Origin of the sequence: Collinsella sp. OM07-12 (assembly GCF_003438275.1) — a bacterium.
Taxonomy (GTDB): Bacteria; Actinomycetota; Coriobacteriia; order Coriobacteriales; family Coriobacteriaceae; genus Collinsella.
The window spans coordinates 43879-58663 of the sequence record NZ_QSTQ01000009.1 but is presented as its reverse complement, the minus strand read 5'-3'; the positions used below and the strand labels follow the sequence as shown (position 1 = coordinate 58663).

General features: G+C 58.2%; 15 protein-coding genes. 12 read left to right on the top strand and 3 right to left on the bottom strand.

Features of this window, described 5'->3' with window-relative positions; genetic code table 11:
• Window positions 1-75 precede the first annotated feature (75 nt).
• From DXB98_RS04725 to DXB98_RS04690, 8 genes are all read left to right on the top strand, one after another.
• The gene (locus tag DXB98_RS04725) at window positions 76-222 is read left to right on the top strand and encodes a CD1871A family CXXC motif-containing protein (protein ID WP_197032826.1); all 147 of its coding nucleotides are present in this window, start codon (window positions 76-78) and stop codon (window positions 220-222) included.
• Window positions 215-1126 carry a 4Fe-4S binding protein gene (locus DXB98_RS04720; RefSeq protein ID WP_233505092.1) on the top strand — a complete coding sequence of 304 codons (912 nt, stop codon included), beginning with the start codon at window positions 215-217 and terminating at the stop codon, window positions 1124-1126. The genes DXB98_RS04725 and DXB98_RS04720 overlap by 8 nt, the downstream gene beginning before the upstream one ends.
• A 35-nt stretch (window positions 1127-1161) precedes the next feature.
• A complete protein-coding gene (locus tag DXB98_RS04715; RefSeq protein WP_117736508.1) occupies window positions 1162-2124 on the top strand; it encodes a redoxin domain-containing protein in 963 nt (320 codons plus the stop codon).
• Window positions 2125-2222: 98 nt separating this feature from the next.
• Window positions 2223-2882 (top strand): Crp/Fnr family transcriptional regulator, encoded by a 660-nt coding sequence (locus DXB98_RS04710; RefSeq protein ID WP_158553148.1) that lies wholly within the window; start codon window positions 2223-2225, stop codon window positions 2880-2882.
• A gap of 119 nt (window positions 2883-3001) precedes the next feature.
• On the top strand, window positions 3002-3328 hold the full coding sequence (locus DXB98_RS04705) for a rhodanese-like domain-containing protein (RefSeq protein WP_117734587.1): 327 nt from the start codon (window positions 3002-3004) through the stop codon (window positions 3326-3328).
• Window positions 3325-5016: an FAD-dependent oxidoreductase gene (locus tag DXB98_RS04700; protein ID WP_117743321.1), complete on the top strand. Its 1692-nt coding sequence runs from the start codon at window positions 3325-3327 to the stop codon at window positions 5014-5016. The genes DXB98_RS04705 and DXB98_RS04700 overlap by 4 nt, the downstream gene beginning before the upstream one ends.
• A 187-nt stretch (window positions 5017-5203) precedes the next feature.
• Window positions 5204-8458, top strand: a complete 3255-nt coding sequence (locus DXB98_RS04695) for an ABC transporter ATP-binding protein/permease (RefSeq protein WP_117743320.1) — start codon at window positions 5204-5206, stop codon at window positions 8456-8458.
• Window positions 8459-8508: 50 nt separating this feature from the next.
• Window positions 8509-9462, top strand: a complete 954-nt coding sequence (locus DXB98_RS04690; RefSeq protein WP_117743319.1) for a tRNA-dihydrouridine synthase — start codon at window positions 8509-8511, stop codon at window positions 9460-9462.
• A gap of 159 nt (window positions 9463-9621) precedes the next feature.
• Here DXB98_RS04690 and DXB98_RS04685 read toward each other — a convergent pair whose 3' ends face one another.
• Together DXB98_RS04685 and DXB98_RS10155 are read right to left on the bottom strand one after the other, a co-directional pair.
• Window positions 9622-9867 carry a glutaredoxin gene (locus DXB98_RS04685; protein WP_117743318.1) on the bottom strand — a complete coding sequence of 82 codons (246 nt, stop codon included), beginning with the start codon at window positions 9865-9867 and terminating at the stop codon, window positions 9622-9624.
• A gap of 51 nt (window positions 9868-9918) precedes the next feature.
• The gene (locus DXB98_RS10155) at window positions 9919-10746 is read right to left on the bottom strand and encodes a TipAS antibiotic-recognition domain-containing protein (protein WP_117763677.1); all 828 of its coding nucleotides are present in this window, start codon (window positions 10744-10746) and stop codon (window positions 9919-9921) included.
• 141 nt (window positions 10747-10887) lie between these two features.
• Between DXB98_RS10155 and tsaA the strand changes: the two genes are divergently transcribed.
• Window positions 10888-11625: a tRNA (N6-threonylcarbamoyladenosine(37)-N6)-methyltransferase TrmO gene (gene tsaA, locus DXB98_RS04675; protein WP_233502110.1), complete on the top strand. Its 738-nt coding sequence runs from the start codon at window positions 10888-10890 to the stop codon at window positions 11623-11625.
• Window positions 11626-11737: 112 nt separating this feature from the next.
• Window positions 11738-12949 (top strand): MalY/PatB family protein, encoded by a 1212-nt coding sequence (locus tag DXB98_RS04670; RefSeq protein WP_117734580.1) that lies wholly within the window; start codon window positions 11738-11740, stop codon window positions 12947-12949.
• A 105-nt stretch (window positions 12950-13054) separates the two neighbouring features.
• Here DXB98_RS04670 and DXB98_RS04665 read toward each other — a convergent pair whose 3' ends face one another.
• Entirely contained in the window at window positions 13055-13534 is a 480-nt protein-coding gene (locus tag DXB98_RS04665) for a pyridoxamine 5'-phosphate oxidase family protein (protein WP_117743317.1), read from the bottom strand.
• A gap of 254 nt (window positions 13535-13788) precedes the next feature.
• On the opposite strand from DXB98_RS04665, the gene DXB98_RS04660 reads away from it, so the two are divergent.
• Entirely contained in the window at window positions 13789-14214 is a 426-nt protein-coding gene (locus DXB98_RS04660; protein ID WP_158550201.1) for a potassium channel family protein, read from the top strand.
• 36 nt (window positions 14215-14250) lie between these two features.
• Entirely contained in the window at window positions 14251-14784 is a 534-nt protein-coding gene (locus DXB98_RS04655; protein WP_117734577.1) for a TIGR00730 family Rossman fold protein, read from the top strand.
• The last annotated feature ends 1 nt before the right edge of the window (window position 14785 follow it).

The window sequence follows — 14785 nt, the reverse complement described above, 5'->3', positions numbered from 1 at the left end:
ATAATCATTCACGCTTAACACGGATTTTATAGTCGGTATGGTCCAATGGGTCGCGAAACGAAAGGAGTGGTCAGATTGTTCAAAGCGATTAAGCCTGTGGCGCAGGTGGCTTTGCTGATCGTTGGGGTAGCCATGGTTGGCTTTGGAATTATGCGCGGCGAGGCAGATGCCGTGCTGGCCAAGGCAATCAGGCTGTGCTTGGAGTGTATCGGAATTGGATAAAAGAAAAAACACTGCATCGCATCTTTTAGCGCGATTTCGTGGATTGATTCAGGCGGCGGCGACGCTTGCGACCAATATTCACCTGCCTAACTTTGCCAAGGGCGGCATCTACCAGGGAGCGGGCAAAGCCGTCTGCGTGCCGGGCCTCAACTGCTACTCGTGTCCGGCGGCCTCGGGTGCGTGCCCCATCGGGTCGTTTCAGTCGGTGGTGGGCTCGTCTAAGTTTAGCTTTTCGTATTACGTCACCGGAACGCTCATTCTGATCGGCGTGCTGCTGGGACGTTTTGTATGCGGCTTTTTGTGCCCGTTTGGATGGCTACAAGAGCTTTTTCATAAGATTCCCAGCAAAAAGCTCTCCACGAAAAAGCTCAAGCCGCTCACGTACATCAAGTATGCCGTGCTGCTGTTTGCCGTGGTGCTGCTGCCCGTCTTGGTGGTTAACGATGTGGGTATGGGCGACCCGTTCTTTTGCAAGTACATCTGCCCGCAAGGTGTGCTCGAGGGCGCGATTCCGCTGTCCATCATGAACGTGGGAATCCGCTCCGCGCTGGGAAAGCTCTTTTCTTGGAAGCTCGCGATCCTCATTGTGGTTGCGGTGCTGAGCGTGCTGTTCTATCGCCCCTTCTGCAAATGGATTTGCCCCCTCGGCGCATTTTATGCGCTCATGAACAAGGTGTCATTGCTGGGGATTCGGGTTGATCATTGTAAATGCGTCTCGTGCGGCAAGTGCGCCAAGGTGTGCCAGATGGACGTGGACGTTACGCGTACGCCCGACCATGCCGAGTGCATTCGTTGCGGCAAATGCGTGGGCGCGTGCCCCGTCGATGCTATTAGCTTTCGCTACGGGCTGGGTTTGACGGGCGACAAACCCGCGCAGTCCACGCAAGCCTGCGAAAACAAATAGGTACCTATATAAGTTTCGATATAAACGGAGGAACCATGAAACTGTCAAAAATTGCGGCTCTGTTGATGCTGCCCGTGCTGGCGCTGACTCTCGCGGCGTGCTCTGCCCCCAAGGGCGACGCGAAGGATGCCACGAGCGGCGATGCGCAGATTGCCGAGCTCATAGCGCAAAAGCCGTCGAGTGCCGAGGAGGCGGCCGAGCTGTACCAGCAGCTGCTGCAAAAGGAAAACGAGATCTTTGCGAGCGATAACGCCCTATGGGAAAAGGTGTTCCTTGCGGCCAACAAAGACACTCCCATGATTGAGGACGGCAAGAACTACGGTGACTTCTTGCTCGATACCATCGAGGGCGCCAAGGATCAGTTTGCGGCTGACGAGCTTAAGACGCTTAAGGCGGGCGCGCAGCAGGTCAAGGAGATCGAGGACAAGCTCATGGCGCTGGAGAAGGAGTTCCCCGGATGCGGCAGCACGCCCGGCGAGGGGGAGAGCGTCGATGCCTCGACCGCAGGCATGACCAACGGCGAGAGCGGGGAGACGAAGTTTCCCAGCTTTAAGGGCAAGGACTTGGACGGCAACGATGTAAACAGCGACGAGCTGTTCTCCAAGAACAAGGTCACCGTCATGAACTTCTGGTTTACCACCTGCAAGCCGTGCGTGGGAGAGCTGGGCGATCTGGAGAAGCTCAACAAGGAGCTTGCCGAGAAGGGCGGCCAGGTCGTGGGCGTTAATTCCTTTACGCTCGATGGCAACAAAGACGAGGTGGCCGATGCCAAGGACGTGCTTTCCAAGAAGGGCGTGACGTATAAGAACATCTGGTTTAAGTCGGACAGCGAGGCCGGAAAGTTCACCTCCAACCTGTACTCGTTCCCGACCACCTATGTGATCGACCAGAACGGTAACATTGTGGGAGAGCCGATCATGGGCGGCATCAACTCCGCTGAGCAGCGCGAGGCGCTCAACAAACTGATCGATCAGGCACTCGCGAAGAGCGAACAGTAAGTCCGTGGGACAGACAACTGAAGGGGAGTCGCTAGAAACAGCGACTCTTTTTTCTGCTTCGGGGTAGCATCATGGGTATACGTCGAAAGGGGGCGGCTATGGTCGGCAGCATGGTCGAGCGGTTGCCGTTTTGGGGACAACTTACATCCGATGAGCAGACGCTCGTGGCAGAGCGCTCGTCGCTGCGATCCTTTGATGCCGGGCAGATAATCGGTAGCAGCGGAAATTCTTGCACTGGCATTGTTTTTATTATCGAAGGTGACATTCGCGTGAGCCTGCTTTCCGAGGAAGGCAAGGAGGTCACGCTGTTTAGGGTTGGCTGCGGAGAGTGCTGTGTCACCACGGCCTCGTGCGTTATCGAGCAGATTTCATTTGACACCATGGTGGTTACAGCACGCAGGTCATCGCTTTTGGTGGTGCCTGCGAGCGTGTGTGCCCAGCTCGCCCGCGATAATGTCTACGTTAAGGCCTTTATGCTCCAGGTTGAGGTGAAGCGCTACTCCCAGGTGGTATGCGTGCTGCAGCAGATGCTCTTTAAGCGCCTCGATCAGCGCGTCGCCAGCTACGTGCTCGAGCATTGCCGAGCTGCGGGCACAGCAGAAGTTGCCGTAACGCAAGACGAGCTTGCACGCGACATCAACTCTGCGCGCGAAGCGGTGACGCGCGCTCTGCGACGTCTTGCGCAGGACGGGCTCATCGAGATTAGGCGCGGACGGATTATCGTGCGTGATGTAGATGGGTTAGCACGGTTGGTCTAGACCTACCGCGCAGCTGCATCTGCCGTCGGCAACATATTTTCCGTTTGGTGACTTGGTCACAGAACGCGACCGCAGTGCCTTGGCATACTTGCCCAAAGCAACCAGCAAAGGAGTGCGCTATGGGATTGTTTGATTTGTTTGCAGGACCGGACATTAATGTGGGCGTCCAGGAATGGAAGGCTTCTAAGGGGGCGGTGCTGCTCGACGTGAGGAGTGCTGACGAGCATGGACAGGGCCACATTCCGGGCAGCGTCAACGTTCCGCTCAATCGTATCAACCAGGTGCTTGAGCTGTATCCAGACAAGGGCACGCAGCTTTTCGTGCATTGCCTGAGCGGTGCGCGAAGCAACCAAGCTGTGAGTTTTCTTAAGCGTTCTGGGTATGGCAGTGTCAAGAATATCGGCGGCATAAGCGGCTACACGGGAAAGGTGGTGCGTTGGCTATGAAGGTGGTTATCGTTGGAGGCGTCGCGGGCGGCGCATCGGCGGCGGCACGTTTGCGCAGACTCGACGAGCAGGCCCAAATTGTCATCTTTGAGCGCACGGGTTTTGTATCGTATGCCAACTGTGGGCTTCCGTACTACATTGGCGGCGTGATAGAAGAAGAGAGCGCATTGACGCTGCAGTCTCCCAAGGGCTTTTGGGATCGCTTTCGCATTGCGGTCAAGACGAGTCACGAGGTGTTTGCCATCCATCCCGATTCGCATACGGTCGAGGTTCGCAATATGCTGACGGGCGAGGAATTTGTCGAGACGTATGACAAGCTCATCCTGTCGCCGGGTGCAAAGCCGATCCGCCCTGCGTTGCCGGGCATCGACTCGGATAAAATCTTTAGCCTACGCACCGTTGAGGACACGCTGCGTATTCACAGCTATGTTCGAGAGCGGCGACCGAGCAGTGCCGTCGTGATCGGCGGCGGCTTCATTGGCGTCGAGACGGCGGAGAATCTGTGTGAGCTGGGGCTCCAGGTGACCCTTCTGCAGCGTCCCGTCCAGCTTATGAACAACCTGGATTACGACATGGCGACCCTTTTGCATACCGAGGTGCGTGAGCACGGTATCGATCTGCGCCTCAAGGCCGATGTGACAGGTTTTGAGGAAGTTGATGGCCGCGTTGTCACCCATGTTGCGGGCGATGACCCTATCGGAGCCGATATGGTGCTGCTTGCCATTGGCGTGGCACCTGAGAGCCATCTGGCGCAAGAGGCGGGGCTCGAACTGGGCATCAAGGGGGCTATTGTGGTCAACGACCGCATGGAGACCTCTGCTGCCGACGTGTATGCCGTGGGCGATGCCGTGCAGGTCACGCATCAGGTGACCGGCGAGGACGCGGTCATTTCGCTCGCCGGCCCCGCCAACAAGCAGGGGCGTGTCGTCGCCGATGTCATAGCTGGCATGGACAGCTGCTACCTCGGATCGTTGGGCTCATCGGTTATCAAGGTATTCGACTTGACGGCGGCAAGCACGGGACTATCCGAAAAGGCAGCACACGCGGCGGGAATTGACTGCGACAGCGTGGTCCTGTCGCCCGGTTCGCATGCGGGTTATTATCCGGGTGCAACGCCCATGACCATGAAGGTTGTCTTCGAGAAGCAGGGATTGCGCCTGCTGGGTGCGCAAATCGTGGGCATCGATGGTGTGGACAAGCGTATCGACGTCCTGGCGACTGCCATCCAGGCAGGCATGCGCGGCGATAGGCTTAAGGATTTGGACCTAGCATACGCGCCGCCGTATTCATCGGCGAAGGATCCCGTCAATATGGCGGGCTTTATGATCGAGAACCTCAATCGCGGCATACTGGCGCAGTGGCATTGGGAGGATGAGCCCAACTTGCCACGCGATGGCAGCGTGCAGCTGCTCGATGTTCGTACGGAAGGGGAGTATGAGCGCGGGCATATCGATGGTTTCGTAAACATTCCCGTCGATGATCTGCGCAATCGCCTGGGCGAGCTCGACCGGGCCAAGCCGGTTTACGTGATTTGCCAGAGCGGCATTCGCAGCTACATTGCTTGCCGCATTTTGGCGCAGCATGGCTTTGAGTGCTTTAACTTCTCGGGCGGCTATCGCTTCTTTGCAGCCGTGACTGAGGCTCGCCGCGGCAGCGCTAACGTTATGCCGTGCGGGCTCGAAAAGTAGCGCGCATTGGAATGTGACAAAGTGACAGCCTCTTTGTCGCATCGGGGATGTTATACGCGGGATGGTGCGCCATGCGGCGTGCTGTCCCGTTTTTTTGTTCGCTACATTCCTTACTGGTACCGGCAGAAAAGCTGATAGAGTAGGTCAAACGTGTCGAACGCGAACGGCGGGGGAGAGGTTGCCGTCCATGCTGGATCTCAGAGATATTTGCAAAAGGTATGTTGCGCAGTCGTTTACGCAGGTGGCGCTCGACAGCGTAAGCCTGTCTTTTCGCGATAACGAGTTCGTGGCCATCCTGGGTCCCTCGGGCTCGGGAAAAACTACGATGCTCAACGTCATTGGTGGACTCGATCATTTTGATTCCGGCGACTTGCTGATCGACGGCATCTCGACCAAGGACTTCAGCGACCGCGATTGGGATGCCTACAGAAACAATCGCATTGGCTTTGTGTTCCAGAGCTATAACCTCATTCCGCATCAGACCATTTTGGAAAACGTTGAGTTGGCGCTCACGCTCACGGGTGTGGGGCATGCCGAGCGCCGCCAGCGTGCGCGCGAGGCGTTGGAGAAAGTTGGCCTGGGCGAGCACGTTAACAAACGCCCGAGCCAGCTATCGGGCGGACAGATGCAGCGCGTGGCCATCGCCCGCGCCCTGATCAACGACCCCGAGATCGTGCTGGCAGACGAGCCGACCGGCGCCCTAGACTCAACGACATCCGTGCAGGTCATGGATTTGCTCAAGGACGTGGCGCGCGACCGTCTGGTCATTATGGTCACGCACAATCCCGAGCTGGCGTACAAGTACGCTACGCGCATCGTCAACCTGGCGGACGGCAAGATCACCGACGATTCCGACCCCTTTGATGTTGCCAAGGCCGCGCGCCGCGAGGCCAAGCCTACGCGCAAAACCTCGATGAGCTTTGTGACGGCGCTGGGGCTTTCTGCCCGAAACCTCATGACCAAGAAGGGCCGTACGGCCATGACGGCCTTTGCGGGCTCGATTGGCATTATCGGCATTGCGGCGATCCTGGCACTCTCCAATGGCGTAAACGGCTACATCAAAAAGGTTGAGGAGGACACGCTCTCGAGCTACCCACTCAGCATTTCCAAGCAGGATTACGACCTGTCGTCCATGATGGGCGGAGAGGGGGCCACGGATGACGGTTCGTCTGAAAGCGTGGATTCGTCCGACGACAGTGCCGGCGGCGAGGCTAAGGGAACCGATAAGATTCCTGTGGTCACGGCCGTAAAGGATATGTTTGCGAGCGTTAAGTCCAATGACATGACGAGCTTTAAGGCATGGCTCGATGCCGGTGGCGACGGCATCGATAAAGAGGTCAACGCCATTCAGTACGGCTACGGTGTATCGCCGGTTGTCTATCGTGCCGGCAAGGGCGATGAGAAGCCTGTCCGGCTGGTGCCCAACGCCATGACCGAGGCCATGAGCGGAGGCGCGAGCTCGGCGGCAACGGTGAGCATGGATTCCATGGGAACCTCGGTCTTTAACGAGATGATTGACGACCAGAGCCTGCTCGACAGCCAGTACGATGTCGTTGCCGGCCATTGGCCCACGTCCGCCAACGAGGCCGTGATGGTGCTTTCGAGCCGCGGCACGGTGGGCGACTATACGCTCTATAGCATCGGTGCGCTGGATATCGATGAGCTCAATGACCTGGTCAACAGCGCCATGACGGCCGACGGCAAGGTCGAGACGCCCGAGACCGGCACCGACTTTACCTACGACGATGCGCTGTCCACGACATTTAAGGTGTTGTCGCCGGCCGATGCCTATCGCAAAAACGAAGAGACCGGCATGTGGACTGACATGTCTGGCGATGCCGACTTTATGGCGTCCAAGGTTGCTGACGGTATCGACGTGCGCATTGTGGGCGTGGTGCGACCCAACGAGACGGCTAACGCGAGTGCATTGTCCCCGGGCATTGCCTACACGCATGCGCTGACTCGCCAGCTTATGGAGCGCGCTGCCGATTCGCAGATCGTGCAGGAGCAGCTTGCCCGCCCCGAGACGGATGTCTTTACGGGTAAAACCTTTGATGAGCTGCAAGGCGAGGCCAAGCAAGGCGTTGATCTGGGCAGCATGTTCAGCGTGGACGAGGCGGCGCTAAAGAGCGCGTTCTCGCTCGATACGTCTGCGCTCTCGGGTGCGGCCAGCGGTATGGACCTTTCTGGTATCGACTTGTCCGGTCTGGACATTGACCTTTCGGGCGTTGGGAAGGACATCGACTTCAGCGACATCATGGCCAAAGCGCCGGCTCCAGATTTCTCGGGCATCTTTGACGGTCTGGAGCTCACACCCGAGCAAATGCAGCAGGTGGGAACGCTTGCCAACCAGCTGTTTGAGGGCTTTATACAGTCGGATCAGTTTAAGGCGCTGTCGCCCGAAGATCTTAAAGACGCGTCAAAGCTTGCTGCCGCTTTCTCGACGTATCTTGAGCATGATGCCGACGCCCAGCAATACCTGGCTCAGCTCAAGGCGCTCGGCGGCGATGCCCTGGCCGAGCGTCTTGAGCACGCGATGACCGACTATGTGCAAAAGCAGCTGGCTCCGTATCTGCAGCAGTCTATGGATCAGGTGACCAAGACAATCAGCGAGCAGATCGCGATGACGGTATCGGCCCAGCTCAAGATGGGTGCGGCGGGACTTATGGACCAAATGGCGACGCAGATGTCTTCGAGTTTTGCCAACTTGGCGAGCGCCATGCGCGTGGATGCGGGTGCCTTCGCTCGTGCCATTCACTTCAACATGGACGCCGAGGACCTGAGCTCGCTCATGATGAGCTATGCCAAGGCGTCAAAGCTCACCTACGATAACAATCTGACCACGTTGGGCTATGCGGACGAGGCAGACCCCATCTCGGTCAAGATTTTCCCGCGTGACTTTGAGGCCAAGGAGCGCGTACTCGATCACATCGATGCGTACAACAAGCAGGTTAAAGCCACTGGCCACGATGAACAGGCGATCTCGTACACCGACTACATGGGCATCATCATGGGTTCGGTGACCGACATCGTGAACACCATCAGCTTGGTGCTCATCGCATTCGTGAGTATCAGTTTGATGGTGAGCTCCATCATGATCGGCATCATCACCTACATCAGCGTGCTGGAGCGCAAAAAGGAGATTGGCATCCTGCGCGCGATTGGCGCATCGAAGCGTAACGTGGCCAACGTATTCAATGCCGAGACCTTTATCGAAGGCCTCATTGCCGGCGTCTTTGCCATTGTCGTCGTGGTGGCTGTGAGCCTTCCGGTTAATGCCTGGGCGCTTGCGGCCAAGCAGGTTCCCAATCTGATGAGCCTGCCCGTTCAAGACGCGCTGATGCTCATCGCAATTTCGGTGCTACTGACGGTCGTTGCTGGCCTGCTACCTGCCCGCAGTGCATCCAAGAAAGACCCCGTGGAAGCCCTACGCTCCGAATAATGTGACAAAGGGACTGTTCCTTTGTCACATTGATTTGAGAATGGATGTTGATGTATTTATCGCTGGCCCCTATGGAGGGCATTACCGGGCATGTGTTCCGTCGCGTGCATGCGGAGTGCTTCGGCGCGCTCGATTGTTATTACACGCCGTTTTTGCCGCCGCCGCGGGTGGGCAATCGCTTTGGCGGCAAGGCGTTTAAAGAGATCGACCCTGCTAATAACCAGGGACTTAACGTGGTGCCCCAGCTGATGTCCAAGAATGCGGACGAGTTTGTGTGGGCGGCACAGGTGCTTGCCGATATGGGCTACCGCGAGGTCAACCTCAACCTTGGCTGCCCCTCGGGTACGGTTGTCGCCAAAGGAAAGGGTTCGGGCTTTCTGCGCAACCTGGATGAGTTCGAGGTGTTCTTGAGCGACGTGTGCGAACGCTCGCCCTTGCCGGTGTCGGTCAAGACCAGACTGGGGCTCGAATGCGATGACGAGTACGAGCGCGTGCTCGACCTCTATTGCCGAATGCCGCTGGCGGAGTTGATCGTGCATCCGCGCGTGCAAAAGGACCGTTATACGGGCTCACCGCGCAAAGAGTTTTACGGCGAGACGCTGGAACGGGCGCCGTTCCCCGTGGCCTATAACGGCGACATCTTTGATCTTGAGGACATGGATGCGCTGGTGAAGGCCTATCCCGGAACACGCCACGTAATGTTGGGGCGCGGCTTGCTTGCGAATCCCGCGCTGGCTCGCATGGTTAAGGGCGACCCTGCCGCTACCGCCGCTGAGCTGCAACGCTTCCATGACATGCTGTTTGCGGCCTATGCGGACGAGATTGGGGGCAACGCGGTCTTTCGCATGAAGGAGTGGTGGTTCTACGCCAAATGCGCCTTCGCCGATCCCGCGACCGTTCACAAGCTCGTACGCAAGACCAAAAAGGTCGATGAATACCGTGCCGCCGTCGAGCGTGTCTTTCGCGAGCAGCCACTTGCGCCCATCGCCCGCTTTTGTGGCTAAATGATCCCTTGGGGACGGAGAAGAACGGATCGCCTGTGCTGGGCCCATGCAAAAAGCTGTACGCCAGCATCCAAAGATGTCGAAAAATGTCGACTTTGGATGCTGGTGTACATGTTTGGGTCGTATGGGTTGGGGCCCTGGACGGACAGAGCGTGCGTACTAGAGCAGGTTTTCCTGCACCCACGCGATGATGTCGCTCGATTCGTAGAGTGGTTTGCCGTCGATGAACAGGCAGGGAACCTGGCGTTTTCCGCCGACGGCGATGAGTGTCTGTTCGGCATCGGAATCGGTCGAGATATTGCGCTCGGGAATGGTCACGCTGTTATCGGCCAAAAAGTGCTTGACCTTTAAGCAATACGGGCAGCCGGTCATAACGTACAGCGCGAGCTCGTGATTAGTAGCCATAGGTCTCCAATCGGTTGAGGTTTTGATTGAAATACCCAAAGCCGCCGCGGTCTATGCGCGCGTCAACGAAGACTCGATGGCCTGGACCAGAAACGCCGTGGCTCCGGTGGCGCAGGGCTTGTCGTAGTAGTCAACAAAGCGCTGGTCGGCAAGATAACCGTGGGCGAGGCCCAGGTACGCCTCGTCTTGGGGCTCGCATCCCCAGTTGAGAGCAATCCAGCGACGATGCATCGCGACAAGCTTACGAGCCTCGTTGCTCTCTGGGTCGCCAATGCCCATGGCAATCGAGAGCTGGCCCAGAATAGCGCGTTCAAGTTCCTTCATGTCGTTCCATGTCTCGGGGTCCATGTCCAGCAGCGCCTCGTTTGCTGCATCGATAGCCTCATCGCCATAGCGCGCCCGCGCTTCGGCGCCGTAGCGCTCCTCGTTTTCCTGCACGGTGTGCCAGCGCTCCAGTTGCGGCAGGACGGCGCCCATGAGCGAGACGGCTTCGTCGAGCGACATGCCGGTGTTTTGCGCCAGCCGCGGGGCACAATCCTCGATCATTGCCTCCATGGTGGTGTCGTAGGTGTACTGGCCATGGTCGTAGCACCACTTGCAGTAATGGTCGGTCGCGGTACCCGCAGCATCGGTGCCGCAGTCGTCGGGCGTGAGTATCATGCCGCAGCTCTGGCAATAGTGCTCGGGCATTTCAAGCAGATGAGACAGTGGCTCGCCGGTCACGGCGGCGATGAGCTTCATCATGTCGATGCCCGGTATGACCTCGCCACGCTCCCAACGGCTGACGGCTTGGCGTGTGACGAAGAGCTTGGCGGCGAGCTGCTCCTGGGTAAGGTGATGGGCGCGACGGACGGCGATGAGCTTTTCTGCAAAGGCCATAGCGGCTCCTTTCTGCTGGTTGATGGCTTAAGCATACGCGGCAGCAGGTGCCCTTCCAAGCAACCGTTGGTTGCACGACGGAGGACCGCGGCGAAGAATTGCGCGCAACGCCCCACGCCTCCATGCCGTACAATGACCGGCATGGAACCTATCGCACACATACATACCGACCTGCCGCAGAAGTTCGGCATTCCGCGCAACAGCTTTTTGGCGCCCCATCTTGAGGGGCGCATTGTCTTTGAGCCGGAATATGCTTCCAGCGCGTCAGTTGAGGGTCTGGACTCCTTCTCTCACCTGTGGCTGCTCTGGCGCTTTGAAAACGGAACGCCCGGCGGCACGGCCGAAGACATCGCCGTCGATGCCAAGACGCAGGACAGGTCCGGCACCAATGCCAAGTGGTCGAAAACTGTGCGCCCGCCGCGTCTGGGCGGAGCCGAGCGCGTGGGCGTCTTTGCCACGCGCAGCCCGTTTCGCCCCAATCCTATCGGACTTACCTGCGTAAGGCTCGATCACGTTGAGCTCACCGACGATGGCCCCATCATCCATGTGCTGGGGGCCGATCTGCGCGACGGCACGCCCATCTACGACATTAAGCCCTACATTCCGTTTGCGGACTGTCACCCGGATGCGACCGGCGGCTGGATTGAGGATGCTCCGTGGCAAGAGCTCGACATCGAGTTCCCGCAGACGCTGCAGGATATGGTCCCGCCCACAAAGCTCCCCGGCCTGGTCGAGGTCCTGCGCCAAGACCCGCGCCGCGCAGGCAGCAAGCACGAGCCGAACCGCGTCTATCATCTGGCCTTCGCCGGGCTCGACATATCTTTTACGGTCGACGAAACCCAGCTAACCGTAGTTGCCGTCAACGACGCGCAAGACTAACCTGCCATTCGTCTGCACCCGTCAAATTAAGCGCCAAACCCCGCGCCAAAACCGCCCACGCTGGTGGACAATAGCGCCTATCGAAACAGTCTACTTTGCACGGGAGTCCAGCATGAAATACGACTTCACTTCAATCATCGACCGCCACGGCATGGACTCCATCGCCGCTGACTCTTGGGGCGAGATCCCCGGCATGGCTCCGAACGCGCCTGACGAGGGCTTCGACCGCATTCCCATGTGGGTGGCCGACATGAACTTTGCCACGGTGCCTACGGTCCAGGAGCACATCATTCAGCGCGCTCAGCATCCCATGTTTGGCTACTTTAACCCGCGCTCCGAGTATTTCGACCGCATCATCGAATGGCAGAGCCGCCGCAATGGCGTCGAGGGTCTGCGCCCTGAACATATCGGCTACGAAAACGGCGTGCTGGGCGGTGTCGTGTCGACGCTGCGTGCGTATGTTCAGCCAGGCGATGCGGTGCTGGTCCACAGCCCTACCTACATCGGCTTTACCAAGTCTATCGAAGCCGCGGGCTATCGCATTGTCCACAGCCCGCTTAAGCTCGACGACCAGGGTGTGTGGCGCATGGACTTTGAGGACATGGAGCGCAAGCTCGTCCAAAACCATATCCATGCCGCGGTGTTCTGCTCGCCGCATAACCCCTGCGGCCGCGTATGGGAGCGCGATGAGATTGAGCGCGCCATGGACATCTATCGCCGGCTCGATTGCGTGGTGATCTCGGACGAGATCTGGTCCGACATCATCATGCCCGGCCACAAGCATATCCCGACGCAGTCGGTGAGCGAGGATGCCCGCATGCGCACGGTCGCCCTCTATGCGCCGAGCAAGACGTTTAACCTGGCGGGCCTGGTCGGCAGCTACCACATCATCTATAACGAGACGCTGCGCGATCGCGTGTGCGCCGTGTCCAATATGACCCACTATAACGAGATGAATGTCCTTTCGATGCATGCGCTTATCGGCGCCTACCAGCCGCAGGGCTACGAGTGGGTCGATGAACTCAACGAGGTCATCGAGGGCAACATTGACTACTTCTGCGATTACGTGGACGAGCATTTTGAGGGCGTGTCCTATTCGCGCCCGCAGGGCACCTATATGGTGTTCCTAGACTGCACGGAGTGGTGCCGCGAGCATGGCCGCGATATTCAGTGGCTGCTCGATGAGGGCGCGCGTGTGGGCGTGGGCTATCAGGACGGCCGTCCGTTCCACGGATCTTGCCACATTCGCGTGAATCTAGCACTGCCGCTTTCGCGTGTAAGGGAGGCGTGCGACCGCTTGGACCGCTACGTTTTTGGGGTATAGGGGGCAAGCGATTCGGCCGCCGCGGTCTGCGCCCACGCCGTTAGCGTGCGTGGGCGCATAGGGCACAGAGGGCACAGAGGGCTGCGAGCACGTTTTCCGCGTTTGCTATTTTTCCTGAATCTGCTTGCCGCAAAGGTGCTCAACCGTAATTTCATACAGCTGGACGCCCCCTATGCTTTGTTTGATCTCCTCTTCGGCCTCCTCGGCGGAAGGGTAGTATTTGAGGGCGAGCTGGCGGATTGTATCTTCGACAAATGCCGGGTCATCGTTCACGAGGCGACAGCGGCCAAAAACCACGGTGCTCTGAACATAGGGTGCCCAGTCGTCATCCTTATGCCAATCGTTGCCATAGACGGTAAAGCAGACTTTGTCGTTTCGTTTGAGTGCGTCGACCTTGTGTCCTGCCTTGGCACCATGAAAATAAATTTTGTCGTGCTCGGTGTCAAAGAAGTAATTGACGGGAATGGCATAGGGATAGCCATCGTCGCCGTTGACGGCAAAAACGCCGCGCTTGCAATCGGCGAGCAGCTCTCGCGCCTGTTTATCGGTGATGGCGCGCTTTTTTCTGCGAAGAGGCCTAAACATTGTGGACTCCCTTTCTTTTTGCGTGCTGCGGGCACGGCGGTGGGCGGTATGTCTATATCAAGATACTCGTTCGGGCCGTGAGACCTGTGGGGATGTCCTATTTGTCGCAGATTGAAACGTATGCCGTTTTGCCACGGGGACGGTCCTTCATAACCCGCCGTTTAGAAGCGTCCCCGACGACTGGTTCCGTTTGCGGGGAAGGCGTGGGACAATACCGAGCGAATGTGATTGGGCGTCTGGGAAAAGGGGTCGCGATGAACAAGTTGAGGACGCTTGCCGACGTGTTGCGACAGGCTGGCTTTGCACGCATCACGGGCCTGTTTCTTATCTTTTACCTGCTGTGCTCGACGGCTGTCTGGCTGTCCGAGCCCACGACCCTCACGTTTGGCGATGGTCTCTGGTTTAGCTTTGAGACGGTCTCGACCATCGGCTTTGGCGATATCCCGGCCGAAACGCCGGTCGCCCGCGCTATTACCGTCGTCCTGAGCGTCATCAGCATCTTCTACATCGCCATGCTCACGGGTGTGGCGGTGAACTACTGCAATACGCTCATTAAACTGCGCCAAAAGGACACCATGGCGCGCTTTATGGATGATCTTGAGCATTTGGAAGAGCTCGATCGTGACGAGCTCGCTGACCTGTCGCGCCGCGTACGCGAATATCGCCGACGCCAACGCTAGAACGGGCGCCGTGCGTCACGACGAGGGGGACTGAATATGAATATCACCGTGTATCTGGGCGCCAGCGTCGGCAATGACCCGGCGTTTCTGCCTGCGGTGCAAGAGCTGGGCAACTGGATTGGCTCCAACGGGCACGCGCTGGTATACGGCGGGTCTAAATCGGGCCTGATGGGCGCGCTTGCCGATAGCGTGCTCGATGCTGGCGGGCATGTGACGGGCGTTGAGCCGAGCTTTTTTATCGAGGCAGAGTTTCAACACGAAGGTATTGACGACCTTATCGTGACGAGCGATATGGCTGAGCGCAAAGCCAAGATGATTGAGCTTGGCGATGCCTTCATTGCCTTTCCCGGCGGGACGGGCACGCTCGAGGAGATTGCCGAGGTCATGTCTGCGGTATCGTTGGGACACCTGAGTGCTCCGTGCATCCTGTATAACCTGGACGGTTACTACAACGACCTCAAGGCGCTGCTCGGGCATATGATCGATAAGGGCTTATCGAGTCCGCAGCGCCAGCAAGGCATCTACTTTGCCGACGATTTGCGCGAGATTGCCTCGATTATTGGGAGTTGAG

Excerpts from the sequence above, each read along its gene's own strand:
- DXB98_RS04715 (WP_117736508.1), top strand. The coding sequence starts at position 1,162 with ATGAAACTGTCAAAAATTGCGGCTCTGTTGATGCTGCCCGTGCTGGCG.
- DXB98_RS04710 (WP_158553148.1), top strand. The coding sequence starts at position 2,223 with ATGGTCGGCAGCATGGTCGAGCGGTTGCCGTTTTGGGGACAACTTACA.
- DXB98_RS04705 (WP_117734587.1), top strand. The coding sequence starts at position 3,002 with ATGGGATTGTTTGATTTGTTTGCAGGACCGGACATTAATGTGGGCGTC.
- DXB98_RS04700 (WP_117743321.1), top strand. The coding sequence starts at position 3,325 with ATGAAGGTGGTTATCGTTGGAGGCGTCGCGGGCGGCGCATCGGCGGCG.
- DXB98_RS04695 (WP_117743320.1), top strand. The coding sequence starts at position 5,204 with ATGCTGGATCTCAGAGATATTTGCAAAAGGTATGTTGCGCAGTCGTTT.
- DXB98_RS04690 (WP_117743319.1), top strand. The coding sequence starts at position 8,509 with ATGTATTTATCGCTGGCCCCTATGGAGGGCATTACCGGGCATGTGTTC.
- DXB98_RS04685 (WP_117743318.1), bottom strand. The coding sequence starts at position 9,867 with ATGGCTACTAATCACGAGCTCGCGCTGTACGTTATGACCGGCTGCCCG.
- DXB98_RS10155 (WP_117763677.1), bottom strand. The coding sequence starts at position 10,746 with ATGGCCTTTGCAGAAAAGCTCATCGCCGTCCGTCGCGCCCATCACCTT.
- tsaA (WP_233502110.1), top strand. The coding sequence starts at position 10,888 with ATGGAACCTATCGCACACATACATACCGACCTGCCGCAGAAGTTCGGC.
- DXB98_RS04670 (WP_117734580.1), top strand. The coding sequence starts at position 11,738 with ATGAAATACGACTTCACTTCAATCATCGACCGCCACGGCATGGACTCC.
- DXB98_RS04665 (WP_117743317.1), bottom strand. The coding sequence starts at position 13,534 with ATGTTTAGGCCTCTTCGCAGAAAAAAGCGCGCCATCACCGATAAACAG.
- DXB98_RS04660 (WP_158550201.1), top strand. The coding sequence starts at position 13,789 with ATGAACAAGTTGAGGACGCTTGCCGACGTGTTGCGACAGGCTGGCTTT.
- DXB98_RS04655 (WP_117734577.1), top strand. The coding sequence starts at position 14,251 with ATGAATATCACCGTGTATCTGGGCGCCAGCGTCGGCAATGACCCGGCG.